Origin of the sequence: Aquiflexum sp., from assembly GCF_041751335.1 — a bacterium.
Taxonomy (GTDB): domain Bacteria; phylum Bacteroidota; class Bacteroidia; order Cytophagales; family Cyclobacteriaceae; genus Aquiflexum.
The window spans coordinates 1-24,569 of sequence record NZ_JBGSXS010000030.1; the positions used below are offsets into that span (position 1 = coordinate 1).

Sequence of the window (24,569 nt, forward strand, 5' to 3'; positions counted from 1 at the left end):
GATCATAGTCTTTAAAGACTATATTTGAGTCTTGTTTTTCCACACCTCAAAATAACAATTTTGAGTTAAACAAGAAAAAGGCTACCCGAAAAATCAGGTAGCCTTTCAATTTAATTTAAATGAGACTTATGAGACAGCCTCTAGACCTTCGTCAATCTTTACCCAGATGGGGTGATTGATGCTGAAATCAAAAAAAGCCTCCCAGTTTCCCGGGAGGCCAATTCTGAAATCTAAAATCTTAATTCTAAAATCTACCTTTATACCTCAGCATACTCCTCCACCGGAATACAGCTACAAACCAGATTTCTATCACCATAAGCAGAATCGACTCTTCTGACGGATGGCCAGAATTTGTTGCCTTTCACAAATGGCAATGGGTAGACTGCTTTTTCTCTGGTGTATGGAAAATCCCAATTATCCGCCAAAGCCAATACTGCGGTATGGGGTGAATTTTTGAGGACATTGTTTTCTTTATCTGCTTTGCCATCATACACTTCTTGGATTTCCTCTCTTATGGCAATCATGGCATCACAGAACCTGTCCAATTCAGCCATGGTTTCAGATTCTGTTGGTTCTATCATCAATGTTCCTGCAACCGGGAATGACACTGTAGGCGCATGGAATCCGTAATCCATCAGGCGCTTGGCAATATCTTCTACCTCAACTCCCACTTCTTTGAATGCCCTGCAATCCAGAATCATTTCATGGGCTGCCCTTCCGCCTTTTCCTGTATAGAGAATCGGATAGTGATTTTCCAATCTTGATTTGATATAATTGGCATTCAAAATAGCGATTTTGGTAGCATTGGTCAATCCATCTCCACCCATCATGGCAATATATGCGTATGAAATCGGAAGGATACTGGCGCTGCCATAAGGTGCTGCAGAGATTGAGGTGATGGCTGATGTACCACCAGTCTCAATCAGAGGATTTCCCGGTAAAAACGGCACCAAATGTTCCGCCACACAGATTGGACCCATGCCAGGACCACCGCCACCATGGGGAATGCAGAATGTTTTGTGGAGGTTTAAGTGACAGACATCTGCCCCAATTCTTCCTGGGCTGGTCAATCCAACTTGCGCATTCATATTTGCCCCATCCATATATACTTGACCGCCATTGTCATGGATGATCTGACAAATTTCCTGAATGGCCTCTTCAAAGACACCATGTGTAGATGGATAAGTTACCATCAAAGATGCCAAATCATCTGTATGCGCTTCAGCTTTTGACTTCAGGTCTGCTACATCAATATTGCCACTTTCATCACATTTGACCAATACGACCTTCATCCCAGCCATCACAGCCGATGCAGGATTGGTGCCATGTGCGGAGGTCGGGATCAATGCTATGTTTCTATGATGGTCTCCCCTGCTGATATGGTAAGCACGGATCACCATCAGTCCTGCATATTCTCCCTGCGCACCTGAGTTAGGCTGAAGCGAAGTATCTGAAAATCCTGTAATTTCACTCAGCCAGTTCCTAAGATTTTGGAAAAGCTCATAATATCCGGCAGCCTGATCTTGGGGGCAAAAAGGATGCAATTGCCCAAATTCAGGCCATGTCACCGGGATCATTTCCGTGGTAGCGTTCAATTTCATGGTACATGAACCAAGGGAAATCATGGAGTGCACCAAGGAGAGATCCTTGTTTTCCAATCTTTTGAGATACCTGAGCATTTCATGTTCAGAATGGTAAAGATTGAAAACAGGGTGGGTCAAATATTCCGAAGTTCTCAACAAACCTGCTGGATAATTCAGCTCCAATTCAGAAATCATGGCATTCCAATCAAACTGAACTTTATTGTTGATGGACTTGGAAAAAACCTCCACCACGGCTTTGACATCACTGATAGTCTTTGCTTGGTCAAAAGCCAATACCGCTGCACCTTCCTCATATCGGAAATTCATTTCAGCGGATAAAGCAAAGGCCTTTATTTTTGAAAGTTGAACAGCATCTGCTTTGATCTTTATCGTGTCAAAAAAGTTTTCATTCAATTGCTCATATCCCAATAAAAATAAGGCCTTAGCAGTCAGCTGGGCAAGTCCATGGGTTCTGGCAGCAATTTCCTTTAGACTTTTAGGGCCGTGATATACGGCATACATCCCTGCCATGACTGCTAGTAACACTTGAGCAGTACAGATATTGGACGTTGCTTTTTCTCTTTTGATATGTTGCTCACGGGTCTGTAATGCCATTCTATAAGCATTATTGCCATCCTTGTCCACGGATACTCCTATTATTCTACCGGGAACTTGTCTTTTATAAACTTCTTTGGTAGCAAAGAAAGCAGCATGGGGTCCTCCATATCCCATAGGGACACCAAATCTTTGGCTGGTACCAACTACTACGTCTGCTCCCATTTCTCCTGGAGGAGTGAGCAGGGTCAAGCTCAAAAGATCAGTAGCAAAAGCAGTCAATACATTGTTTTCCTTTGCCGAAGCTACCAATTGAGAATGATCAATCACCGCCCCATCAAGATTAGGGTACTGCAAAAGCATCCCGAATAGGTTTGCGTCAGTCACGTCCAAACTGGAAAGTGGGGCAATGACCAACTCGATACCAATTGGCTCAGCACGAGTGATCAGAAGGTCCTTGGTCTGGGGGAATATTTTTTCATCCACAAAAAATTTATTGGCATTCTTTTTTTCTCTAGGCTTGGAAGCATAAAGCATGGTCATCGCTTCAGCAGCAGCAGTGGCTTCATCGAGCAGGGAAGCATTGGCCATCTCCATACCAGTAAGGTCCATGACCATGGTCTGATAATTGATCAGGGCTTCCAATCTTCCCTGAGCAATCTCAGCTTGATATGGGGTGTATGCAGTGTACCATCCTGGATTTTCAAGAATATTTCTCAGAATCACGCCCGGCACAATGGTGTCATAATATCCCAATCCTAAAAAGGATTTGAAAATCTTGTTTTTGGAGGCCAGTTTTTTAAACTCCCTCAAAAATGAAGCTTCTGTTTTGGACTTGGGGAGATCCAAAGGCTTTTCCAACTGTATGGCCTTTGGGATGGTTTGATCGATAAGCTTTTCCAAAGAAACCGATCCGATACTGTCAAGCATCAGTTCAATTTCCTTTGGAGAAGGGCCATTATGTCTTTGTTCAAACTTGGTAGAGGGATCTAATTTAATCTTCATTTTTATTAATGATAAAGGACAAATTTGGGTTATATTCTTGGCGCTTTTTTGGTTGTGCAAAGGTAAGAATTATTGAATGATAATAATTTTTTAAACCCAAAGAAATATATCCTTGTAACAGCCAAAATGACAAACGGTTTTAATGTTTTGGGAATTATTTCTATGTTTGGAGCCTTAATTTTAAATACCCCAAATATATTTTATGAAAAAGAAAGTATGGATAGCAGGAGCGATTGCGCTTTTATGTGCTGGACAGATAGATGCCCAAGATGCCACTGCAATAAAATATGCAAATTCAATTACTGCAACTGACCTTGAAAAACATTTGACTTATTTAGCTTCTGATGAACTGGAAGGTAGAGATACTGGTGAAAAAGGTCAAAAAATGGCTGCCGAATATTTAGCTGAATTTTATAATAATCTTGGACTTACCGCGCCGGTTAGTGGAAGTTATTTTCAGAAATTCAACCTATCATCTGTTTCCTATCCCCAAGTAAACCTTACCGTTGGAAAACAAAAGCTCGTAAACAATGAAGACTTTGTATTCATAGGTGATGCGGACATGAAAAAGCTTGCCAAAACTGACCTTGTTTTTTTGGGCCTTGCCAATGAGGATAACCTGAAAAAAGTAGATGTCAAAGGTAAATTGGTTGGCTTATGGGCAATCGGTAGTAGAGCGCAAACTGTAGTGCCGGAAGTGATGGAAGCTGGTGCTGCGGGAATTGTCATAGTCACTATGGAAGGACAGGCTAATTTTGACCGAATGGCCAATTGGTACAAATCCTTGAGCGGAAGAGGAAGATTGGGATTTGATATACCTACAAAACAAGAACCGATATTTCTGGTAAGCTCCGATAAAATGTCTGTGCTGTTTGATACTCCTGTAGAAATATTGAAGGAAGCAGCAAAGAACAACCCTGAATCAATTAAGACTCAAAAAGCCTCTTATTTAGTAAAAAAGGAAAACAGGTTGGTACCTACTGAAAATGTCATGGCATTCTTGGAGGGTACAGATAAAAAGGAAGAAGTATTGGTGATTTCTTCACACTATGACCATGTTGGCATCAACAGCAAAGGAGAAATAAACAACGGCGCAGATGATGATGGCTCGGGTACCGTATCAGTGATGGAAATTGCCGAGGCTTTTGCTTTGGCAGCAAGAGATGGTATTCGACCAAAAAGAAGCGTATTGTTCCTGAATGTGACCGGAGAGGAAAAAGGGCTTTTGGGTTCTGAATATTATTCCAACAACCCCATTTTCCCATTGGAAAATACGGTGAACAATATCAACATTGACATGGTGGGCAGGATAGATTATGAATATCAGGATGCCGAAAATCAGGATTATATCTATGTGATCGGTTCTGAAATGCTCTCCTCACATTTGAAAGTCATCAACGAATACAACAACATCACTTATACCAATCTAATTTTGGATTACAGGTATGATGCCGAAGATGATCCAAACAGGTTCTATTACCGATCTGACCATTATAATTTTGCCAAGCATAATATCCCTGTGATTTTCTTTTTCAACGGTGTTCATGATGATTACCATCAGCCCAGTGACACAGTTGACAAAATCGAATTTCCTTTGATGACCAAAAGAGCCAAGTTGATTTTCCATACCGCTTGGGATTTGGCAAACAGAGAAAACAGAACCCCTGTGGACGGTACCAATACAAGAACGGCGAGATAAGATCCGGTTTTTAATTAATTAGCCTTCAAAACTTATTGGAAAATATCCATGCTTTATGAAGGCTTTTTTTATTAATGAATTACAGTTTGTCATAATTTATAATGTGTACAATATACAAGGTTTCTTAAATCCTGGAGCATCTTTATAACACAGGATTAATATATTATTAAAAAAACTATGTCAACCAATCATTTTCAAAAACTCCTTTTGAAGAAAAATCCCTATATTTTGAAGGTATATCCACTAGGTTTATTCCCCTGAACACTACTTTAGGAAAATTAAAACAAACTGAAAGCCATTTGACCTATGCCTTACAAAAGTTTAACATCCCTATTTCTACTTTATGTACTTTTTTCCTGCAGCCCTTCTGACCAAGCCCAACTTCCTGATTACTCAGGTTGGGAGACTTTTGGCGGCACCAAAGATGCGGCTAGATATTCCACTTCAAGTCAGATCAATAAAGAAAATGTCAAAAACCTCGAAGTAGCCTGGACTTTCAATACCGGAGATGCCACCGAAAGGTCACAGATCCAATGTCAGCCAATCGTAGTCGACGGTGTTTTGTTTGCCACTAGTCCACAGGTCAATGTATTTGCATTGGATGCTGCCACAGGCAAACTGCTTTGGAGATTCAACCCGTTCCAATTACTCGGTGGCCAAAACTCTTGGGCCGGCACTAACCGTGGCGTGACTTATTGGGAAGAAGGCGATGATAAGCGAATATTGTTCACGGCAGGCAATTGGCTGATGGCTTTGAATGCGGAAGATGGAAGGCCAATAGAAAGTTTTGGAGATGGCGGCAAAGTTGATCTTCAGAAAAATCTGGACACGGATATGGAAGAGTTCCTGATCGTATCCAACACTCCGGGGATAATTTATCAAGACAAATTGATCATGGGCATGCGTCTTTCAGAAGGGCTTGATGCTGCACCAGGCCATATCCGAGCATTCAATGTAAAAACAGGAGAAAGGGCGTGGATATTCCATACCATTCCTCACCCGGAAGAATTTGGACATGACACTTGGGAGGCAGCATATTGGCATAAAATCGGTGCTGCCAATAACTGGGCAGGTATGAGTTTGGACGAAGATAGAGGGATTGTATATGTGCCAACAGGTTCGGCTGCCTATGATTTCTGGGGAGGTTACAGACATGGACAGAATCTATTTGCCAACAGCTTGATTGCCCTTGATGCAAGTACGGGGGAAAGGATTTGGCACTTTCAGGCCATTCATCACGACATTTGGGACAGAGACTTCCCCGCAAATCCTAATCTAATTAGAATCAAAAAAGATGGTCAATGGATAGATGCTGTGGCCCAAACTTCCAAGCAAGGCTTTATCTATGTTTTTGATAGGGTCACCGGTGAACCTGTCTGGCCGATACATGAAAAGGCTGTACCCCAATCAGAACTTCCCGGGGATAAAAGTTGGCCCACCCAACCACATCCAACTTTACCGGAACCATTTATGAGAATGGCTTACACGGAGAATGAAATTCTAAAGCTAACCCCTGAATGGGAACAACAGATCAAGTCAAAACTGGAAAATGTCAAATATGGTGACATGTGGTTACCCCCAAGTCATGAACATGGAATAGTACTTTTTCCCGGAATGGACGGTGGGGCTGAGTGGGGTGGCTCTTCATTTGATCCCTATACCCAAACCATGTACATCAATTCCAATGAAATCCCATGGGTGATAAAGATGGGTGCAAACCCAAAATTCGATAATGTCGGTCAAGGTATTTATGTCAATTACTGCGCTAATTGCCATGGCGTAAATAGAAAGGGAAATCCACCTGCTTTCCCAACATTGATGGATCTGAATAAAAATTTTAACGCAACTTCATTAGATGCTTTGATCAAAAACGGGAAAGGAGCCATGCCGGCATTTGCACACCTTGCCGACATTGACAGAAAGCTGCTGGTGGAATACCTTCTGGGAAAAGAACAGGATCCAAATGCGGAAAAAAAGGAACTTGAAGGTGGGGTGGAAATGCTTACTCCACAATATGTAATGCAGGGATATTCGAGGTTGTTGACTGAAGATGGTTATCCTGGCATTCAGCCACCATGGGGAACCCTCACTGCCATGGATATGAATACGGGGAAAATCAAATGGCAATCGGTTCTTGGAGAATTTGATGAATTGAAGGAAAGAGGTTTTGAACCAACAGGTTCGGAAAACTACGGTGGCCCTGTTACTACCGCGGGAGGTTTGGTGTTTATTGCTGCTACCAAGGATGAAAAAATCAGGGCTTTTGATAAGGATACTGGAAAAGTGCTTTGGGAAGCCAAGTTGCCTGCTGCAGGACATGCCACCCCGGCTGTGTATGAGAAAAATGGAAAACAGTATGTGGTCATCGCATGTGGAGGCGGCAAAGGGACCAAATCAGGGGATGCATATATTGCATTTGCATTGCCTGATAGTTAAAAAAATAAAATCAGCTTATCGGAATTAAAAAAAATAGAAAATACCCCTTTTCTAAAAAAAACAGAAGAGGGGTAGTTTCTATTTTTGTCCCAACAATGTTTTGATGCCTTCCAATAACTGCTTAAAGCCTTCTTTGAAATGCTCCTTGGATTCCTGAAAATTGGGCTCCAATTCCTCTTTATAAAGTTTTTCAACTTTTTCTTTCCCTTTTATAAACTCATCTTCAAGGGTAGTTTTCTTTTCTTTTAAGTCTTTGATCTTCTTTTCTATTTCATCTTTTGCCTCACCGCTGGCATTGGTACCTTTTTCGATTAATTGTTCTATTTTAGCACCAATATCCTGTAGGAGGGACTCAACTTCTTCAAACCCTGTTTTATTTTCTGACATAATGTAAATGTTTTGTTTAACCCTTTAAATCAATGATTTCTAATATACTAAGTAAGCTTGAGACTACCAGTATACTGAAATATAATTTTTCTCCAAAAATCGTGAATGATCAATCTCCAACAACCTCATTTACTTGAGTTTGTTTTTCATATAATTCGGCATAAACACCCTTTTGTGCCATCAGAATTTCATGCGATCCTTGTTCGACAACTCTTCCGTCATCCAAGACTATAATTTTATCGGCAAGTTTTGCTGAGGAGACCCTATGTGAAATGATGATTGAGGTTCTATTCACCATTATCTCTTTTAATGCATTCAATATGGCATTTTCTGTTTTGGTGTCTACTGCTGAGAGACAGTCATCTAAAAGAAGAATTCTTGGTTCTTTGGCCACAGCCCTGGCAATTGACACCCTTTGCTTTTGACCCCCTGAAAGCGTAACACCCCGCTCACCCAATCTCGTATTAAAACCATTCGAAAATTCGATAATATTTTCATAGACATCCGCATCCTTCGCTGCCTTCTCAACAATGTCCATTTCTGTTTGATCCCTACCAAAAGCAATATTACTTGCTATTGTATCACTGAAAAGGAAAACATCCTGCGGGACATAACCAATTTGTTTCCGTAGATCGGAAATATCATATTCCTGTATATTTCTATCATCAATCCATATTTCTCCTTCAATAGGGTCATACATTCGGAGCAATAGATTGGCAATGGTGGATTTACCTGAACCGGTAGTGCCGATGATCGCAAGTGACTCTCCTGACTTGATTTCAAAACTCACATTCTCCAATGCCTTAATACCCGAATCAGGATATACAAAAGAGACATTCTTTACAGAAATATCTCCTGAAATCGGCCCGATATAATTTTGTGTACTTACCATGGGGTTTTCAATATCTAAAAATTCATTGATCCTTGCCTGTGATGCAGCTGCCCTTTGGATGATACTGGTCACCCAACCCAAGGAAGTCACAGGCCATGTCAACATATTGACATAAAGAATAAATTCGGCAATTACACCATACCCTATTTGTCCTTCAATCACCTGCAAGCCTCCTATATATACTGTCAAGATTGTACTGACACCGATCAAGCCCATAATCAACGGAAAAAACAGGGATTGTACCAAAGTAAGCCGGATTGATTTATCTTTATAATCATCACTTGCTTTTGTAAATTCATTGGAGCTGTCCTCTTCTCTTACAAAAGCTTTCAAAACCCTGATCCCCGAAAATGCCTCTTGCACGAAAGTACTGAGTCCTGAAAGGCTCCTCTGGATTTTTTCCGAGCGTTCATTGATCATGTTGTTGACAAAATAAATGCTCAGAGAAAGTACGGGTAAAGGCAAAAGTGAATAAATAGTCAGCTCAACATTCACGGTCAGCATATACCCAATCACAAGCGGAAACAACACCAACAGGTTGATCCCATACATCAGTGCAGGGCCAAGGTACATCCGCACCCTACTCACATCTTCAGTGATCCTTGCCATCAAATCCCCGGTACTGTTTTGCCTGTAAAAGCTCAGGGGAAGTTTTTGGTAATGGGCAAAAATGTCATTCTTTAAATCATATTCAATAAGTCTTGACATGATGATCACCGTCTGACGGATCAAGAAAAGGAAAAAACCCCTCAAAAGGGCCATGGCCAATATCAAAACTCCAAATACAAGGACAAATTTTAGAAATTGACTCCTGGCAACTTCCGCCAGATGACCCTCTCCAAAAACCTGATAGTAGGTAAAACTCTCTACCACAAAATCTATTGAAATTCTTACCAGTTGGGCAGGTATTATTACAAAAATATTGGAGATGATGGTAAATAATGTTCCCAAAAGGAGATACCACTTATATTTATATAAGTATTTGTTTAGCCGTAATAAGTGTTTCACAAAATAAAAACTTTAAAATCTCTTAATAAGTTTTATAATACTCTATTAATTACATTAGCAAAGCCCAAACAAAATATATAATTTTGCCCAGCTATTTTCAGCATTGTAACCCAAATATAACACTTAAATAAAATCCAAGTTCAAATGGTTGAGATTAATACTGAGGAAAAGGTGAGAGAAGGGTCTATATATGGTCAGATCACTTCATTAGGTCACGAGCAACTAGTCATTTGTTATGATGCGCCAACCGGTTTGAAGGCTATCATTGGTATCCACAATACTGTCCTTGGACCTGCAGTAGGAGGTACTAGAATGTGGAATTATGCCTCTGAAGCAGAAGCTATCACAGATGTACTTAGATTATCCAGAGGTATGACTTTCAAAGCTGCCATCTCCGGATTGAACATTGGTGGTGGAAAAGCTGTAATCATTGGCGATCCAAAGTTGAAAAACGAAGCATTTTTAAGAAGATTTGGAAGATTTATTGACAGTCTAGGCGGAAGATATGTTACTGCTGAAGATGTCAATATGAAAACCAGCGACATGGAATATATCGCCATGGAAACCAAATATGTAACCGGGCTCCCTGAAGTAAAGGGAGGCGGTGGAGATCCTTCGCCTGTAACAGCCTATGGTACTTATCTCGGAATGAAATCGGCCGCAAAAAAGGCGTTCGGGTCAGATAGCTTGACTGGAAAAAAGATTGCAGTTCAGGGAATTGGACAAGTTGGTAAGTATCTCGTTGATCACCTGATCAAAGAAAGAGCCGAAGTGTTCATCACCGATATTTTTGAGGATAAATTGAAGCAAGTGGCCAAAGAGACCGGGGCCACAGTAGTTGACTCAAAAGTGATTTATGATATAGATATGGACATTTATGCTCCATGTGCATTAGGTGCAACCATCAATGATCAGACGATTGAAAGATTAAAATGCCAAGTAATCGCAGGTGCTGCTAATAATCAGTTGGAAAATGAAGAGAAACATGGCAAAATTCTCTTGGAAAAAGGAATTACTTATGCGCCTGATTTCTTGATCAATGCCGGTGGACTTATTAATGTTTATGCCGAGTTCGTAGGCGGTTACAATAGAGAACAGGCTTACACGCACACAGAAAAAATTTATGATATCTGTACTGCCATATTGGATAAATCTGAAAAAGAAAACATCCCTGCCCAACAAGCTGCTATCGAAATGGCCTGGAATAGAATACAGGCAATGGGCAAAGTCAAATTGCCTTATTAAAATAAATCACATAAGAGAAAACCACCTGTAAGAGGAATACAATCAAATCTACAGGTGGTTTTTGTGTCTTTAGGAAGGTAAAACGGATAACTTTCCCAATCCTCCCACAAAATATTTATATTTGCGTTCTTTATTTTCAGGTATGTTAAACAGAAGAATACTCAGGGTCAAAGCCTTTCAGAATTTATACGCTTATGATCAGTGCAAGGCATCTAATCTCAATCTCGAAAAAGACCATATTAGGGAAGCCTTTCAGCCTGACCTTAATAGTATGGAAGTACAGGATAAAGGACTTTTGAAAAAAGAAGGTGAAATTGCTGTAAAAGCTTTTGTCGAAAATCTGAACAATGAAATTTTTAAACCCAACGGTAATCTCAATCAGCGAATCAATTCTGAGGCAAAGGCCGCAATTAATAGTTATCATAAGGCCAATAAAAAAGATTTTGATTTTTTGTTGAAAAATATGGTGACTTCTGCTGAAAGAATTCCACAATTATATCTTTATGCCATTCAACTTTTGATAGCTTTCGGAGATTATGTTGGACTTGAATCAGAGAAAAAGAAAAAAAGGTCTACGGATGCCGTGAAATTTACGCTTGGAGAAACAAATCTTGCGAAAAACAAAATACTTCAGAACATAAAAAATTCTGCTGATTACAAAGCCGCTGTAATCAGACAGCAAGCGGGTATTGAAGAACTGGAATTGGAAATCAAAGAGTGGTATAGAGAATATGTAAAGCCACTAGAGGCTTATCAGGAATATATACAGCTGGAAGAGCCCAATTTGGAACAGGATTTTCAAATCGTGGACAACATTCTGAAGAAGGCAATATTCAAATCTGAGGTGATTTTGAATTTTTTTTCAGAAAAAGACATTAACTGGACAGAGAACAAGTCTGTAGTAAGAAGCCTGGCATCAAAAGTGCTTAAGAATGAAGCGGAAAATCCCGGTGCAGTCCTTCCCGAAATAGCCATCAATTGGGAGGATGACAAGGAATTTTTCCAAAATATATTTAACTTGACCGTCCAAAATGACGATGGGAACAGATTGTTGATTGCCCAAAAAACCCAAAACTGGGATATCGAAAGAATTGCACAGACGGATAAAATCATCCTTTCTATGGCAATTACTGAGATGATGAATTTCCCAAGTATCCCGGTCAAAGTCAGTATCAATGAGTATATTGACATCTCAAAAACATACAGCACACCCAAAAGCAAACAATTTGTCAATGGATTGTTAGATGTTTTGTCAAAAGAACTAACTGAAAAGGGTCTTATACGTAAGAGTGGTAGAGGTCTTTTAGATAACAAATAAACACTATAACGATGAGCAATAAATCAAATTCATGGATAGCATTCCTAGCAGGTGCCAGCATTGGCACTGCTCTTGGTATTCTTTTCGCACCCGATACAGGGAAAAATACAAGGGACAGATTGACTTACCAACTCTCCAAGTACAGTGAGGAGCTGGAAAAATTGATCAATGACCTGAGAGATGGAAAAAACCTGCCTTCAAATGAAGCAAAAACCGAAGGTAATAAGGTTATTTCTGATGCAAAAAACAAAGCAGAAAATCTTCTTAGTGATGTGAATAAATTAATTGAACAAATAAACAGAGAATCGAATTAAATCAAATTAATTATGAAATACCTAAAATTGTCCGCTTTGGCTTTGGCCTTAGCTATCACCGCAGTGGGTTGCGAAACTAAAAACGACCAAAGCGATAAAATCGCAGAGCTGGAACAAAAATTGGCTAGACTCGAAGCATCCCAACCTGTACCCACCAATGTAAGTTCAGTGGAAGCTGCAGATCCTTCTTCATTAGGGGCCTTTCAATTTAAGGAAATGGAATATGATTTCGGCACTATAGATGAAGGTAAAGTAGTCGAGCATCTTTTCAATTTCACCAACAACGGCCAAGCTCCATTGGTAATTTCTAACATCACCGCATCTTGTGGATGTACTAGTCCTGATTGGACCAAAACTCCAATTAAGCCAGGTGACGAGGGTTTTGTGAAGGTGGTATTCAATTCTACAGCCAAAACAGGGACACAAGCTCCAACTGTCACGATTCAGGCCAATACCAGCCCAAATGTCACAAGATTGAGATTGAAAGGTAATGTAACGCCAAGATTAACCGGGGCAAATCCAAGTCAACTCGGTCCAGTTAAAAAATAATATATGAAACTTTGGATTTTACTTCAGGCCGAAGGTGGCGCTGGAATTATGGGACAGGTGTTCCTTTTCGGCTCAATCATTTTGATCATGTACTTTTTCATGATCAGGCCTCAACAAAAAAAACAAAAAGAAACCAAAAATTTTCTTGAGTCTGTCAAAAAAGGGGATAGTGTCGTGACCATCGGAGGAATCCATGGCAAAATCTATTCGATCGAAGGGGAGACCCTAACACTTGAACTGGACAAAGGATTTAAAATTAAGGTTGAAAAGTCTGCTGTATCAGCTGATTTCACAAAGAAAGCTTTAGGAACCAAATAAAAAAACACCTTGTCCAAGCTTAAAAAATTCTTTACCAATCTTAATCCACAGAGAATTTCAAATTTTAAAGTGGCGGCGCTATGTTTCATGGCAGCCGCCACTTTTTGGGCTTTAAATGCACTGAACAAAGATGATTATTCAACCGTAGTCGATTTGCCTATAGAAATCATCTTTGATACCGGTGAATTTATGGCTGTTGAAAATCTTCCGAACAAAATCAAATTGGAAATCAATGGTAACGGTTGGGATTTATTGAGAAAATATTTCAATGTCAATGAATCCCCTTTTTTAATAGAAATAAACAATCCGGCCACAAAAGACTATTTGCTAACTTCCGAAATACGGCGTGGACTTGCAGAATCTTTGAATCCATCAAGCTTAACAGCCATTTTAACAGACACTGTTAAATTCCGAATTGACAAGATTGTCACTCGAAAAATCAAAATCCAAGCTGACACCACCTCAAATACCTTAGCCAAGAACATTAGATTGACAAGCCCGATTGAAATTGACCCAACAGTAGTCAGTATTAAAGGCCCTACTTCTATACTCCAAAAGCTTGATGGGATATTGAATGTTGATCTTAAAGAAGATAAAATCAATAAAAACTTCAATAAAATAATTACGCTTGACCTCCCTGATAGCCTGAAAAAATATCTTGAATTGGAGGAAGAAAGTGTCCATATACGTTTTGAGGTGATTCAAATGCTCGAAGGAAATAAAAGGCTTAAATTAAAATTAGAAAACTTCCCCAATAATGTGAGTTTGGTTCAACAACCCGGTACCATCATCATGTCTTATTTAATTGATGAAAGAAAGCTTGAAGACCTGAAGGCCTTAGAATTTGAGGCAGTATTGAACTATAATAACCGCAATGCCAAGGATAGTACCATCAACGTGCAGGTGACTCCAAAACCTTCTTATCTTGAAAACATCAGATTTGAACCGGAAGTGTTGAAACTCAAATATGACAAGGATTAATCCACTACTCGTCGGCCTTACCGGAGGAATTGGTTCAGGAAAATCGACCGTAGCAAAAATATTCTCCATTTTGGGCATACCGATCTATTATGCTGATAACAGGGCCAAGTGGTTGATGGTATATGATGAAAAGTTGAAGAAACAAATACTGACTCATTTTGGAGAGAAAAGCTACTCAGAAGACGGAGGGTTGAACCGTAGTTACCTGGCAGAAACGGTTTTTAGTGATGAAGATAAAGTCAAAACCATAAATGGGCTTGTCCACCCTGCGGTAAAAAAGGATTTTGAAAGTTGGGCTGCGCTGCAAAACTCCCCTTATGTTTTAAAAGAAGCTGCTTTACTTTTTGAAACGGGATCATTCAAAGACCTAGATAAAACAATCAATGTCAGTGCACCATTGAAAGTCCGTGTAACAAGGGTTTTGCTACGTGACCCACACAGAACTGAAAAGCAGGTGAATGATATTATTGACAAACAAATCCCTGATGATGAAAAGAATCAGAGGGCAGATTTTGTGATCAAAAATGCTGACAACAAATTGTTGATTCCACAGGTACTACAAATCCATAGCGAGCTATTGGACCAACAAGGATAATTTTTTTTAAAGGCTGAACTGAATCTGATCAAGATAGAATTTCATTCTTGTATGTCGGTGATTTAAAAAATCAATGTTGTCTATTTTGTCCAATTTATGATTGTAAAATACCTCAATATATTCATTATTAAGTAAGTACAGGTTTACTTTATGGGTATAATACCTGATGCCCACCACAAAAGTTCCTTCAGTGTAAAGCATCTGAATTTTTTTATTTAAAGGTAATTTTCTGAAATCTTCCTTACTCATTTCACTAATTTTGACAGCTCCATTTCTGAGGCAATATAACCAAAAGCGGACCAATTTCCACTCTCGAGGACATTTTCAAATACCGTTTTGGCCTTAACAGTATCACCTTTAGCTAGGTAGTAATTTCCTAGGCCATAGCCTTGGGTAACATATTGAAGGCTTTGACCGGTTTGATCAGATTGGACATCCAATAGGGACTCAGGGCTTAACTTACCTTGATACATCAATATCCTTTTGAAGTAAGCATCATTTTCAATAATGATCATTTCAGTGTTGACAGATTCAATTAATCTCAATGCTTCTTCTTTTCTTCCCAACTTGACCAAAGTCATGTAATACCAATCTAAGGTCGCCACAATGAGATCATCATTATTGGATGCAGCAAGGCAGTTTTTATAAGCTTCCAATGCATTTTCCCAATCATTATTTAAATAATAAGCCAAACCCAAATGATACCATACATTAAACTGAACATTTGAAAGCGGTATGTTTAATTTGTTCGGCATTCCATCCAGTTCAATTTTTAGATCGACATCGTTCATCAAATCCACTGCTTTCTGAAAATCTTCAATTGCGTTATCAAATTCCCGAATCGAGATATACCGATGTCCCCGGTGCCTCAAAGGTTCAAATGCCTGCGGATACTCTTTTATAGCTTTGGAAAAGGTCCTGATGGCCAGGTCATATCTCCCCAAATAACCTTCCCTCCTACCAATCCAGATTAAATTGTCTAGATTTGGGTTTTCTCCATATTTAGTCTCTGCTTCGCGCAGTTTTTTGATTTGCTCGCTTTGTGATACCGAGTCCAGGGATGTGATCAAAGAGTCTCCCAACAAACCCATGCCCTGATAGACCTCTTCATCAGGAGCTACATAATTGTTTTTTTCAGCCCTATTTTGTGCACGGTCAGACTGACAAGCGCTGATAACCAAATAGAACAATGCCAAAAAAAGATAAGCAATCCTCATAATTATTGTTTTATAGTTAAATAATCTTTTGAATCTATACGTTAGGTATGTATTATTGAAGATAAAAATATTCCTGCCAATAATGAAGACAAAGCTTGGGCAAATTTTCAAATCCCGATTATTTTTGATCCTGATTACATTAATCATTGCTGTTTTTTTCTCGTCATGTTCATCAACAAAGAAAATCCGCAATCAAAGTGTCAATAAAGTGATTGACACTGCCCGTACTTACCGGGGAACGCCTTACAGGTACGGTGGTACCTCCCGGTCAGGAATTGATTGTTCGGCTTTGATTTACCATTCATTCCAACCTGTAGGCATCAACATGCCCCGCACTTCGGAAGCGCAAAGTAAAATGGGCAAAAAAGTAAATGGAAAAAGCCTTTCAAAAGGTGACCTGGTGTTTTTCTCTACCGGCAAAAGCCGCAGAAAAGTATCCCATGCAGGTATCGTCACCGAAACCTCAAGAGGCCGGATCATTTTTATCCACTCCTCCACTTCCCTTGGGGTGACAGAAGACAACTTGGACAATTCTTATTGGAGCAAGGCCTTTAGGTTTGGAAGGAGGGTTTTATAGTTGACAATGGTTCTTGGAAATTGAAAAGATTCAAAATTCAAACTCAAAGCTTTAAATGGCTAGCCCCACCCATGTTTGTGTCTCCACCGCCCATGTTAGTGTCTTCACAAACATCCTATATAGATAAATTATTTATTTGGCTAAAGCCCTGAGAAAAAAGGATCTTATGTAGCCGTCCAGCTAAAGCAGGACGCAATTGATAGAAGTCAAATAGCTAGGGTTATTTTCCAAAATTGAAATTTTTATCGATAGGATTGGGCTTTAGCCCATTCACAAAAAAATGCCTAAAAAAGGCTTTAGCCAAAATTGAAAGGTATAGATTTAAAGAGATGGATTTATTATGGCTAAAGCCGGTGGAAATCAAAATTCTTTTTTTTTCAGCTGAGGCAGGAGGGAATTGATAACAAACGATTAATTTTTCGGCAATTAAGATTAGGGTGACGTCCGCTCCGATTATGTCAATGGAGAAACAATTCAAAAAAGATCCGACAATAGGATTTAATTTTCCAAACATCCTTTGGTATTAAGCTTTTATAATTAATTTTGCACTCAAATTTAAAAAGCATCATTTCTTTTTATACTCATACAAACAAATGGCAAATACTGGTAAGATAACACAGATAATCGGTCCTGTTGTGGATATTTCCTTTGAAGAAGGACATTTACCCAACATTTTGGATGCACTGACGGTAACAAGAGAAGACGGGCTCAAAATCATCCTTGAAGTACAACAGCATCTTGGAGAGGATAGAGTAAGAACTATAGCAATGGATGCTACTGAAGGATTGGTTAGAGGTCAAGAAGTTGTGGATAACGGCGCTCCGATATCTGTTCCAACAGGTGATGCCATCAAAGGCCGGTTGTTCAATGTAATCGGGCAGGCCATTGACGGCTTACCTGAAGTACATTCTGAAAAAAGATTGCCTATTCACAGATCTGCACCTAGATTCGAAGATCTTACCACAGCCACTGAAATTCTTTACACCGGTATCAAAGTATTAGATCTGATCGCTCCTTATGCCAAAGGTGGTAAAATCGGTCTTTTCGGAGGTGCGGGTGTTGGTAAAACTGTATTGATCCAGGAATTGATCAACAACATTGCGAAAGCATATTCTGGTATTTCCGTATTTGCAGGTGTCGGTGAGAGAACCCGAGAAGGAAATGACCTTTTGAGAGAAATGATCGAATCGGGAATCGTAACCTATGGTGATGATTTCCTCCACTCTTTGGAAACAGAAGGCGGTTGGGATCTTTCTAAAGTTGATCTCAAAAAATTAGAGGAATCAAAAGCTACCTTTGTGTTCGGTCAGATGAACGAACCTCCGGGAGCCCGTGCAAGAGTTGCCTTGACAGGTCTTACCCTTGCTGAATACTATAGAGATGGTGAAGGTGAAGGCGGCGGTAGAGATATCCTTTTCTTCATTGACAACATTTTTCGATTTACACAGGCTGGTTCTGAGGTTTCTGCCCTTTTGGGTAGGATGCCGTCTGCGGTAGGTTATCAACCAACTTTGGCAACCGAAATGGGCGCCATGCAGGAAAGGATTACTTCCACCAAAAACGGTTCAATTACTTCTGTGCAGGCCGTCTATGTACCTGCAGATGATTTGACTGACCCGGCACCGGCTACTACATTTGCCCACTTGGATGCTACCACTGTACTTTCCCGTAAAATAGCGGAATTGGGTATCTATCCTGCCGTGGATCCTTTGGATTCTACTTCCAGGATTCTTGACCCGCTGACTTTGGGTGAAGATCATTATGGTTGTACTCAAAGAGTAAAAGAAATTCTTCAGCGTTACAAAGAACTTCAAGATATCATTGCGATCCTTGGTATGGAAGAACTTTCTGACGAAGATAAAATGGTTGTTCACAGAGCCAGAAGAGTTCAAAGATTCCTTTCCCAGCCTTTCTTTGTTGCAGAAGCATTTACAGGTCTGAAGGGTGTTTTGGTAGAGATCAAGGATACCATCAGAGGTTTCAATATGATTATGGACGGTGAATTGGATCATCTTCCTGAATCCGCTTTCAACTTGGTAGGTTCTATCGAAGATGCCATTGCGAAAGGTGAAAAAATGCTTGCTGAGGTAAAATAATCCAAAGTCTGGATTGATCTCTGGGCTCTAAAAATATTCCAATGATGAACTTAACCATAGTAACTCCTGAACAGCAAGTTTTTCAGGGCGAAGTGAGTGAAGCTACTTTTCCCGGTGCAGATGGATCTTTTCAGGTATTACAGAATCACGCTCCTATTGTATCGGCTTTGGGAAAAGGCACTGTTTCCTACACTACCAAAGAAGGAAAGAAAAGCCATTTGGTCGAAGGAGGCGTAGTGGAAGTCAATGACAACAAAATAGTTTTGTTGGCCGAAAAAGTAATCGGCTAAACAGGCTAACATAATTAAACACAAGACCCGGCTGAAAAGTCGGGGTTTGTGTTTTCAGCAAGGTTAAAGTCAAGCAAATTTGTATCTACTTCCTATTTAACCTAAATAATTTTGGTATTGGGAAAATATTCCCCTACTTTTGCAACCCTGAAAGGAGGTGTATACATATGATCATAGTCAACGTAAAAGAAAACGAATCAATTGAAAAAGCGCTTAAGCGTTTTAAAAAGAAGTTTGACAAGACTGGTGCTGTAAGAGAACTTAGGGCGCGTCAGCACTTTGTAAAACCTTCTATCAAAAGAAGAGAACAAGTAATCAAAGCAGCTTACAAGCAAAGAATGCAAACAGAAGAAATGAACTAATTGTTTGCTATCTTTTTGAGATACACACATCAATCAGCGCATCTACCGAAAGTGGATGCGCTTTTTTATTTTAAGGTACTTAACAATACTTAACTCATCATGCTCGCATTTTTATAAGGTAAAAAGTAGTTTAGGGTTAACTTAGACTATAATGATTATGAGAGGATTAATATTGATCTACTTTGGACTTTTTGCCATTGCCTGCAGTAACCGATCAAGCCAAAACAATGAGCAATTGGATTACGAATCTTTTGCTAACTCATTGGACTCCATCATGGCGCTTGACCAAGGAATCAGGAAAAAATTTATGGATGCCATGCAAGCCAATGAAAAAATTGAGTTTAGCTTATATGAAGAAATGAACAGAATAGATTCCTCCAACCAAGTTTGGGTAATCAACAAACTTCAGAAATATGGTTGGCCGGAGAAAAGCAAAATCGGAGACAATGCCGCAAGGGCAGTTTTCCTGGTAATCCAGCATGCCGAGCTATCGGATATAGAAACCTATTATCCACAACTACAAGCACTGGCTGATAGGGATGAAGCACTTCCGGTACATGCAGCCATGATGTTGGACAGGATGCTCATGTATCAGGGCAAAAAGCAGGTTTATGGTACCCAATCCAGCGGGCAACTTAGAGATGATGGTTCATGGGTGATTTGGCCTGTAGAAAATCCTGAGACAATCAATGAAAGAAGAAAAGGTGTAGGTTTTACAGACACCGTTGAAGAAACGGCTGCATCTATGGATGCCATTTATAATCCTGATGAACCTTTACCAAGTGTAGATTGACGCAAGTTCTGATGAATAAAGATTTTCATCACTATTCGATATGAGTTTCATCCTTAAATTCATATATTCAGAAATAGTAAACCGAAAGCATGCTGGAATCCTTTATTAATTACCTTGAATACGAAAAGCGGGCAAGTGCACATACTGTACTCGCCTACAAAAAGGATTTAGAGCAGTTCACTGATTTTTACCTCTTGTCGTTTGAAAAAGAGGATATCTCTCATGCGGAACATGCCGAAATCAGGGGGTGGATCGTAGACTTGGTAGAACAGGACATGAGTGCGCTGACCGTGAACAGGAAAATGGCCACTTTACGCTCCTTTTATAAATTTTTGCTCAGATCGGGTGAAATCAGCAAAGACCCTACCTACAAACTGAAAGCCCTAAAATCTCCAAAACGCCTCCCTGAATTTGTGCAGGAAGATGCAATGGACAAGATTTTGGATGAAATGGAATATGAAGCCACATTTGATGGACAAAGAGATAAAATGGTCATGGAGTTTTTATACCTGACAGGGGTACGTCTTTCTGAATTATTGGAGTTGAAATGGAAAGATATTGACCTGTATTCCGATGGAGTAAAGGTATTTGGGAAAAGGAAAAAGGAACGAATTATTCCCCTAACCAAAAGGCTAAAAAAGAATATAATTTCGTACAAAAAAGTATTTGAAGAAACATTTTCATTTGTAGACCAGAGTGACTATTTTATCGTTATAAATTCCAAAGAGCAGGCATATCCTATGAAGATTTACCGCATTGTTAAACATTATTTAGACCTTTTTGCTCAGACTACCAAAAGAAGCCCACACTTGTTGAGACATACTTTTGCTACACACTTATTGAACAAAGGGGCTGATCTCAATGCTGTCAAAGATCTACTTGGGCATGCAAACCTTGCTGCAACGCAAGTTTACACCCACAATTCCATGGAAAAACTCAAGGCTGTGTTTGAACAGGCACATCCGAAAGCTTAATATACGTTTTACTTTAAACCATAAATGTTATGAGACTTCAAATGCATTCCATCCATTTCGACGCCGATCGTAAGCTTATCGACTTCATCCAAAAGAAAGCCGATAAATTAGACACCTATTATGATCAGATTGTTGACGGTGAAGTTTTTATGAGACTAGATAATCATGAGAAGAAAGAGAATAAAATTGTTGAAATTAAAATGAATGTGCCGGGGAAAACCCTTTTTGCCAAACACCAGAGCGAATCTTTCGAAGCAGCAACAGATGAGGCCATAGAGGCACTGAGAAGACAAATCAAAAAGTTTAAAGAGAAAGTTGTTCTAGCTAAGCAATAGTTGAATGACGGGAGACAGAAGAAGGTTTGAATCGAAAATTTATTCCGCATTTAAAAAATTTGCCTTTTACCCGGAAAAAAAGAGAATCAACGAATAATTAAACACTTTCCAAAAAGGACTTTCACACGTTGAAAGCCTTTTTTTTATGGAAACTTCTTCTTTCTTCCCCTTTTTGAAATGTTCTGAAAAAGTAAAGACATCAAGTAAACCCCACCTACGGTAGGCATGCGTCATCCCGATTCCCCAACATTTAAAAATTTTCATAAGGAGAAGTGACATCTTGCTATAGTCCGTATCAATAGGTATCAGCCCATTTCATTAATAAACGCAAAATACCAACAGCCAAAATAGAAAAGTAGGATATAAGGTTGTCAATTATGTTTTGGCTAAATCCGGAGAGATTATGACTCTTTTTTTCCTCCCGCTAAAGCAGGAGGCAATTGATTGGAAGGTATAAATTTCTGTGCCTTCACCAGCATGACAGCAGCTCCGATTTACGTCATTGGTAGCCATGAAGGATCCCTGAAGTCCTGTTTCTATTTATTTTACATTTCCTGATCCTCGTGAGAAGCCCCGAAAGCATCGGTATCAGCATGACGGCTGTTCCTAAATATGTCATTGGTATAATCGAGGCAGGCTTTGGTTCTTAGCTAGTGATTTTCGATTCAACTTACCTCCCCATAGAGATTGCCACGTCGCACGAAGGACTATTTAAAAATATCAGGGTTTTTCCAGTGCTCCTCGCAATGACGCCCCTTCTTCTACATTCCCCCTTCTATTGTTTCTTGGCTCTTATGTCTTATGTCTCAAATCTCATCCGCCACGGCGGACAAGCATCTCAAAAAAACCAATTATACCCAATCCCTGCCAAAACACCCACAGCAATGATCAACGGTGAGGACAGTTTGGTAAACTGAAGCAATAAATAAGTGCCAATAATGGCCAGGATATTGAATGCATTGGCATCCAATGGTTCAAAAAGCAAATAGGCAGCAGCAATCAACATTCCACAGCTGACCGCATTGATTCCTTCCAAGGCTGCCCTGACAGGTCTATATTTTTTTAATTGGTCCCAAAAGCGGATAACAAAGAATATCAAAAACGTACCTGGCAGGAATATTCCCGCAGCAGCAATAAAGCCACCCAAAAGCAAACCTGTTACTCCATAATCTCTCATAGACAATGCCCCAACATAAGAACTGATACTGAAAGTAGGCCCGGGAATACCCTGAGATATGGCATAACCTGTCAAAAATTCCTGAGAAGTCAAAAACTTTTTGAATTCCACGAATTCAGTAAAAAGATAAGGAACGAGCACTTGACCGCCTCCGAAGATCAAACTTCCGTTTCTGTAGAAATTCTCAAAAAGCAACACAGATTGATTTTTGGTGATTGCACCCAAAACCGCTGCAAATATTAAAATTCCCCCCCATAAATAGAAATTAGCCCAAGATATCACCAACTTTTTATCCCCTTCCTCTTTGGGTTGATTCCTATATTTCAGCGATGTCGTTACTCCTCCTACAAGGAGCAAAATTGGAAATATGAATGGAGAATTGTAAAAGAATGAAATAAAAGTCGAGAACATCATCAAAATGGAAGCTTCGGTAGTTTTCACCATTTTGAAGATGGTCTGACGGGCTGCATAAATAATGAAGCCAATTGCCATGGGTTGAATGAACTTTGCAAAACTCAGTGCTCCGGGAGTGTTTTCCTGCAGATAATCAATCAGGAAAGCTGCCGAAATCATCAACAAAGTTGCGGGAAGTATCCAAACAAATAAAGACAAGTACGCTAATATTGGACCTCCAATCCTATACCCTATCGCTGAAATGGTTTGTGTGGAAGTTGGACCCGGAAGAATCTGACACAGCGCATTCAGTTCCCACAGTTCCTGTTCTCTGATATATCCACGTTTTCTTACCATAGTATCCAATACCATGGCAAGAAAAACCTGTGGACCTCCGAAGGCCGTCAGGGAAAGCAGCAAAACATCTTTTAGATAGAAATAATATCGAGCGCTTCTGACTGACACGGCTTATTTTTTTAAGCCCAATTCTCTCAGACGTTCATCCAAAAATTCTCCGGCTGTGGAATCCTCAAATTGCTTGGGATGCTGTTCGTCCACACAGCTTTCCAGACATGTCAAGTCCATATCAGATCGGGGGTGCATAAAAAAAGGAATCGAATACCTGCTTGTATGCATCATCTCCTTGGGAGGATTGACCACTCGGTGAATGGTGGATTTCAGCTTTTTGTTAGTCAACCTTTCCAACATATCCCCAACATTGACTACCAACTGATCCGGCAAGGCCGTGATGGGAATCCATTTTCCGTCTTTTCTCAACACTTGAAGCCCATCTGCACTCGCACCCATCAACAGCGTGATCAAATTGATGTCTCCATGTTCGGCAGCGCGAACAGCATCAGCCGGTACCTCATCAGGGTTTTCTATTGGAAAATAATGAATCTGTCGGAGTATGGAATTGCCATGTGCTACTTTGTCTTCAAAGAAATTCTCTTCTAAACCAAGGTAAAGTGCTATGGCTTTGAGCATATTTTTCCCCGCCTGCTCCAATGTCCTATATGTTTCCAAAGCTATCTCTTCAAACTCAGGCATTTCTTTTGGCCAAATATTCTCGGGATATTCAGCCTTGGTGGCATCGGTGTCGGGAATGGAAGAAAGGTCCTGACCTACATGGTAAAACTCTTTTAAATCCCCTGTATTTCTTCCTTTTGCATGTTCTTTGCCTTTGCCTGTGTATCCCCTTTGGTATCCTATTTCCGGTTTTTCATATTTGGTCTTGATTTCATCAGCCAAGCCGAAAAATTTTTTTATTCCCGAATATAAATTATCCTGCAAATCCTTACTTAATCCATGGCTTTTGATGGCCACAAAACCGATGTTATTGTACGCCTGTCCAAGTTTCTTCACAAAAGCCTTTTTCCTTTCAGGATTGCCCGATGTAAAGTCAGCCAAGTCTAAAGAAGGGATCTCATCATATAGTATCTCACTCATATCTGTATATTTGTTATAATT

The 24,569-nt window shown here is 39.8% G+C and carries 23 protein-coding genes; 16 read left to right on the forward strand and 7 right to left on the reverse strand.

What is annotated here, in order from left to right; translation table 11 throughout:
* Positions 1–257: 257 nt before the first annotated feature.
* Positions 258–3,143, reverse strand: a complete 2,886-nt coding sequence (gcvP, locus tag ACEW8U_RS01470) for an aminomethyl-transferring glycine dehydrogenase (RefSeq protein WP_373520260.1) — start codon at positions 3,141–3,143, stop codon at positions 258–260.
* A gap of 202 nt (positions 3,144–3,345) precedes the next feature.
* Between gcvP and ACEW8U_RS01475 the strand changes: the two genes are divergently transcribed.
* Positions 3,346–4,842: a M28 family peptidase gene (locus ACEW8U_RS01475; RefSeq protein ID WP_373520261.1), complete on the forward strand. Its 1,497-nt coding sequence runs from the start codon at positions 3,346–3,348 to the stop codon at positions 4,840–4,842.
* A 306-nt stretch (positions 4,843–5,148) separates the two neighbouring features.
* The gene (locus ACEW8U_RS01480) at positions 5,149–7,278 is read left to right on the forward strand and encodes a PQQ-binding-like beta-propeller repeat protein (protein ID WP_373520262.1); all 2,130 of its coding nucleotides are present in this window, start codon (positions 5,149–5,151) and stop codon (positions 7,276–7,278) included.
* 78 nt (positions 7,279–7,356) lie between these two features.
* Here the strand turns inward: ACEW8U_RS01480 and ACEW8U_RS01485 are convergent, their stop codons facing one another.
* The gene (locus ACEW8U_RS01485; protein WP_373520263.1) at positions 7,357–7,665 is read right to left on the reverse strand and encodes a hypothetical protein; all 309 of its coding nucleotides are present in this window, start codon (positions 7,663–7,665) and stop codon (positions 7,357–7,359) included.
* Positions 7,666–7,774: 109 nt separating this feature from the next.
* Positions 7,775–9,565 carry an ABC transporter ATP-binding protein gene (locus ACEW8U_RS01490; protein WP_373520264.1) on the reverse strand — a complete coding sequence of 597 codons (1,791 nt, stop codon included), beginning with the start codon at positions 9,563–9,565 and terminating at the stop codon, positions 7,775–7,777.
* Positions 9,566–9,709: 144 nt separating this feature from the next.
* Between ACEW8U_RS01490 and ACEW8U_RS01495 the strand changes: the two genes are divergently transcribed.
* The 7 genes from ACEW8U_RS01495 (at position 9,710) to coaE (ending at position 14,885) form a co-directional block, all read left to right on the forward strand.
* Positions 9,710–10,810 (forward strand): Glu/Leu/Phe/Val dehydrogenase, encoded by a 1,101-nt coding sequence (locus tag ACEW8U_RS01495; protein WP_373520265.1) that lies wholly within the window; start codon positions 9,710–9,712, stop codon positions 10,808–10,810.
* A gap of 142 nt (positions 10,811–10,952) precedes the next feature.
* Positions 10,953–12,128, forward strand: a complete 1,176-nt coding sequence (gene nusB, locus ACEW8U_RS01500; RefSeq protein WP_373520266.1) for a transcription antitermination factor NusB — start codon at positions 10,953–10,955, stop codon at positions 12,126–12,128.
* 11 nt (positions 12,129–12,139) lie between these two features.
* Positions 12,140–12,442 carry a YtxH domain-containing protein gene (locus ACEW8U_RS01505; RefSeq protein ID WP_373520267.1) on the forward strand — a complete coding sequence of 101 codons (303 nt, stop codon included), beginning with the start codon at positions 12,140–12,142 and terminating at the stop codon, positions 12,440–12,442.
* A gap of 12 nt (positions 12,443–12,454) precedes the next feature.
* Complete coding sequence (locus tag ACEW8U_RS01510) at positions 12,455–12,991, forward strand: DUF1573 domain-containing protein (RefSeq protein WP_373520268.1); 537 nt, start codon at positions 12,455–12,457, stop codon at positions 12,989–12,991.
* Positions 12,992–12,994: 3 nt separating this feature from the next.
* Positions 12,995–13,309 carry a preprotein translocase subunit YajC gene (gene yajC, locus ACEW8U_RS01515; protein WP_373520269.1) on the forward strand — a complete coding sequence of 105 codons (315 nt, stop codon included), beginning with the start codon at positions 12,995–12,997 and terminating at the stop codon, positions 13,307–13,309.
* 9 nt (positions 13,310–13,318) lie between these two features.
* Entirely contained in the window at positions 13,319–14,290 is a 972-nt protein-coding gene (locus tag ACEW8U_RS01520; protein WP_373520270.1) for a YbbR-like domain-containing protein, read from the forward strand.
* Positions 14,277–14,885, forward strand: a complete 609-nt coding sequence (gene coaE, locus ACEW8U_RS01525; protein ID WP_373520271.1) for a dephospho-CoA kinase — start codon at positions 14,277–14,279, stop codon at positions 14,883–14,885. Before ACEW8U_RS01520 ends, coaE begins: the two co-directional genes overlap by 14 nt.
* Positions 14,886–14,891: 6 nt before the next feature.
* Here coaE and ACEW8U_RS01530 read toward each other — a convergent pair whose 3' ends face one another.
* Both ACEW8U_RS01530 and ACEW8U_RS01535 read right to left on the reverse strand, forming a co-directional pair.
* Positions 14,892–15,134 (reverse strand): hypothetical protein, encoded by a 243-nt coding sequence (locus tag ACEW8U_RS01530; protein WP_373520272.1) that lies wholly within the window; start codon positions 15,132–15,134, stop codon positions 14,892–14,894.
* Positions 15,131–16,102 (reverse strand): tetratricopeptide repeat protein, encoded by a 972-nt coding sequence (locus ACEW8U_RS01535; protein ID WP_373520273.1) that lies wholly within the window; start codon positions 16,100–16,102, stop codon positions 15,131–15,133. The genes ACEW8U_RS01530 and ACEW8U_RS01535 overlap by 4 nt, the downstream gene beginning before the upstream one ends.
* A gap of 82 nt (positions 16,103–16,184) precedes the next feature.
* Between ACEW8U_RS01535 and ACEW8U_RS01540 the strand changes: the two genes are divergently transcribed.
* From ACEW8U_RS01540 to hpf, 7 genes are all read left to right on the forward strand, one after another.
* Positions 16,185–16,679: a C40 family peptidase gene (locus ACEW8U_RS01540; protein WP_373520274.1), complete on the forward strand. Its 495-nt coding sequence runs from the start codon at positions 16,185–16,187 to the stop codon at positions 16,677–16,679.
* Positions 16,680–17,272: 593 nt separating this feature from the next.
* Complete coding sequence (gene atpD / locus ACEW8U_RS01545; protein ID WP_373520275.1) at positions 17,273–18,775, forward strand: F0F1 ATP synthase subunit beta; 1,503 nt, start codon at positions 17,273–17,275, stop codon at positions 18,773–18,775.
* Positions 18,776–18,816: 41 nt separating this feature from the next.
* Positions 18,817–19,065 carry an ATP synthase F1 subunit epsilon gene (gene atpC, locus ACEW8U_RS01550; protein WP_373520276.1) on the forward strand — a complete coding sequence of 83 codons (249 nt, stop codon included), beginning with the start codon at positions 18,817–18,819 and terminating at the stop codon, positions 19,063–19,065.
* 167 nt (positions 19,066–19,232) lie between these two features.
* Complete coding sequence (rpsU, locus tag ACEW8U_RS01555) at positions 19,233–19,427, forward strand: 30S ribosomal protein S21 (protein ID WP_194972778.1); 195 nt, start codon at positions 19,233–19,235, stop codon at positions 19,425–19,427.
* A gap of 157 nt (positions 19,428–19,584) precedes the next feature.
* Positions 19,585–20,220 (forward strand): DUF6624 domain-containing protein, encoded by a 636-nt coding sequence (locus ACEW8U_RS01560; RefSeq protein WP_373520277.1) that lies wholly within the window; start codon positions 19,585–19,587, stop codon positions 20,218–20,220.
* A gap of 89 nt (positions 20,221–20,309) precedes the next feature.
* On the forward strand, positions 20,310–21,194 hold the full coding sequence (locus tag ACEW8U_RS01565; RefSeq protein ID WP_373520278.1) for a tyrosine-type recombinase/integrase: 885 nt from the start codon (positions 20,310–20,312) through the stop codon (positions 21,192–21,194).
* A gap of 29 nt (positions 21,195–21,223) precedes the next feature.
* Positions 21,224–21,529: a ribosome hibernation-promoting factor, HPF/YfiA family gene (gene hpf, locus ACEW8U_RS01570; RefSeq protein WP_373520279.1), complete on the forward strand. Its 306-nt coding sequence runs from the start codon at positions 21,224–21,226 to the stop codon at positions 21,527–21,529.
* An 838-nt stretch (positions 21,530–22,367) separates the two neighbouring features.
* On the opposite strand, the gene chrA is transcribed toward hpf, so the two are convergent.
* Entirely contained in the window at positions 22,368–23,564 is a 1,197-nt protein-coding gene (chrA, locus tag ACEW8U_RS01575) for a chromate efflux transporter (protein ID WP_373520280.1), read from the reverse strand.
* A gap of 3 nt (positions 23,565–23,567) precedes the next feature.
* Positions 23,568–24,548 carry an isopenicillin N synthase family dioxygenase gene (locus ACEW8U_RS01580; protein WP_373520281.1) on the reverse strand — a complete coding sequence of 327 codons (981 nt, stop codon included), beginning with the start codon at positions 24,546–24,548 and terminating at the stop codon, positions 23,568–23,570.
* Positions 24,549–24,569 lie beyond the last annotated feature (21 nt).

Bases quoted from the DNA above. Each gene is read 5' to 3' on its own strand.
- gcvP (WP_373520260.1), bottom strand. From the start codon at position 3,143: ATGAAGATTAAATTAGATCCCTCTACCAAGTTTGAACAAAGACATAAT.
- ACEW8U_RS01475 (WP_373520261.1), top strand. From the start codon at position 3,346: ATGAAAAAGAAAGTATGGATAGCAGGAGCGATTGCGCTTTTATGTGCT.
- ACEW8U_RS01480 (WP_373520262.1), top strand. From the start codon at position 5,149: ATGCCTTACAAAAGTTTAACATCCCTATTTCTACTTTATGTACTTTTT.
- ACEW8U_RS01485 (WP_373520263.1), bottom strand. From the start codon at position 7,665: ATGTCAGAAAATAAAACAGGGTTTGAAGAAGTTGAGTCCCTCCTACAG.
- ACEW8U_RS01495 (WP_373520265.1), top strand. From the start codon at position 9,710: ATGGTTGAGATTAATACTGAGGAAAAGGTGAGAGAAGGGTCTATATAT.
- nusB (WP_373520266.1), top strand. From the start codon at position 10,953: ATGTTAAACAGAAGAATACTCAGGGTCAAAGCCTTTCAGAATTTATAC.
- ACEW8U_RS01505 (WP_373520267.1), top strand. From the start codon at position 12,140: ATGAGCAATAAATCAAATTCATGGATAGCATTCCTAGCAGGTGCCAGC.
- ACEW8U_RS01510 (WP_373520268.1), top strand. From the start codon at position 12,455: ATGAAATACCTAAAATTGTCCGCTTTGGCTTTGGCCTTAGCTATCACC.
- yajC (WP_373520269.1), top strand. From the start codon at position 12,995: ATGAAACTTTGGATTTTACTTCAGGCCGAAGGTGGCGCTGGAATTATG.
- coaE (WP_373520271.1), top strand. From the start codon at position 14,277: ATGACAAGGATTAATCCACTACTCGTCGGCCTTACCGGAGGAATTGGT.
- ACEW8U_RS01530 (WP_373520272.1), bottom strand. From the start codon at position 15,134: ATGAGTAAGGAAGATTTCAGAAAATTACCTTTAAATAAAAAAATTCAG.
- ACEW8U_RS01535 (WP_373520273.1), bottom strand. From the start codon at position 16,102: ATGAGGATTGCTTATCTTTTTTTGGCATTGTTCTATTTGGTTATCAGC.
- ACEW8U_RS01540 (WP_373520274.1), top strand. From the start codon at position 16,185: ATGAAGACAAAGCTTGGGCAAATTTTCAAATCCCGATTATTTTTGATC.
- atpD (WP_373520275.1), top strand. From the start codon at position 17,273: ATGGCAAATACTGGTAAGATAACACAGATAATCGGTCCTGTTGTGGAT.
- atpC (WP_373520276.1), top strand. From the start codon at position 18,817: ATGATGAACTTAACCATAGTAACTCCTGAACAGCAAGTTTTTCAGGGC.
- rpsU (WP_194972778.1), top strand. From the start codon at position 19,233: ATGATCATAGTCAACGTAAAAGAAAACGAATCAATTGAAAAAGCGCTT.
- ACEW8U_RS01560 (WP_373520277.1), top strand. From the start codon at position 19,585: ATGAGAGGATTAATATTGATCTACTTTGGACTTTTTGCCATTGCCTGC.
- ACEW8U_RS01565 (WP_373520278.1), top strand. From the start codon at position 20,310: ATGCTGGAATCCTTTATTAATTACCTTGAATACGAAAAGCGGGCAAGT.
- hpf (WP_373520279.1), top strand. From the start codon at position 21,224: ATGAGACTTCAAATGCATTCCATCCATTTCGACGCCGATCGTAAGCTT.
- ACEW8U_RS01580 (WP_373520281.1), bottom strand. From the start codon at position 24,548: ATGAGTGAGATACTATATGATGAGATCCCTTCTTTAGACTTGGCTGAC.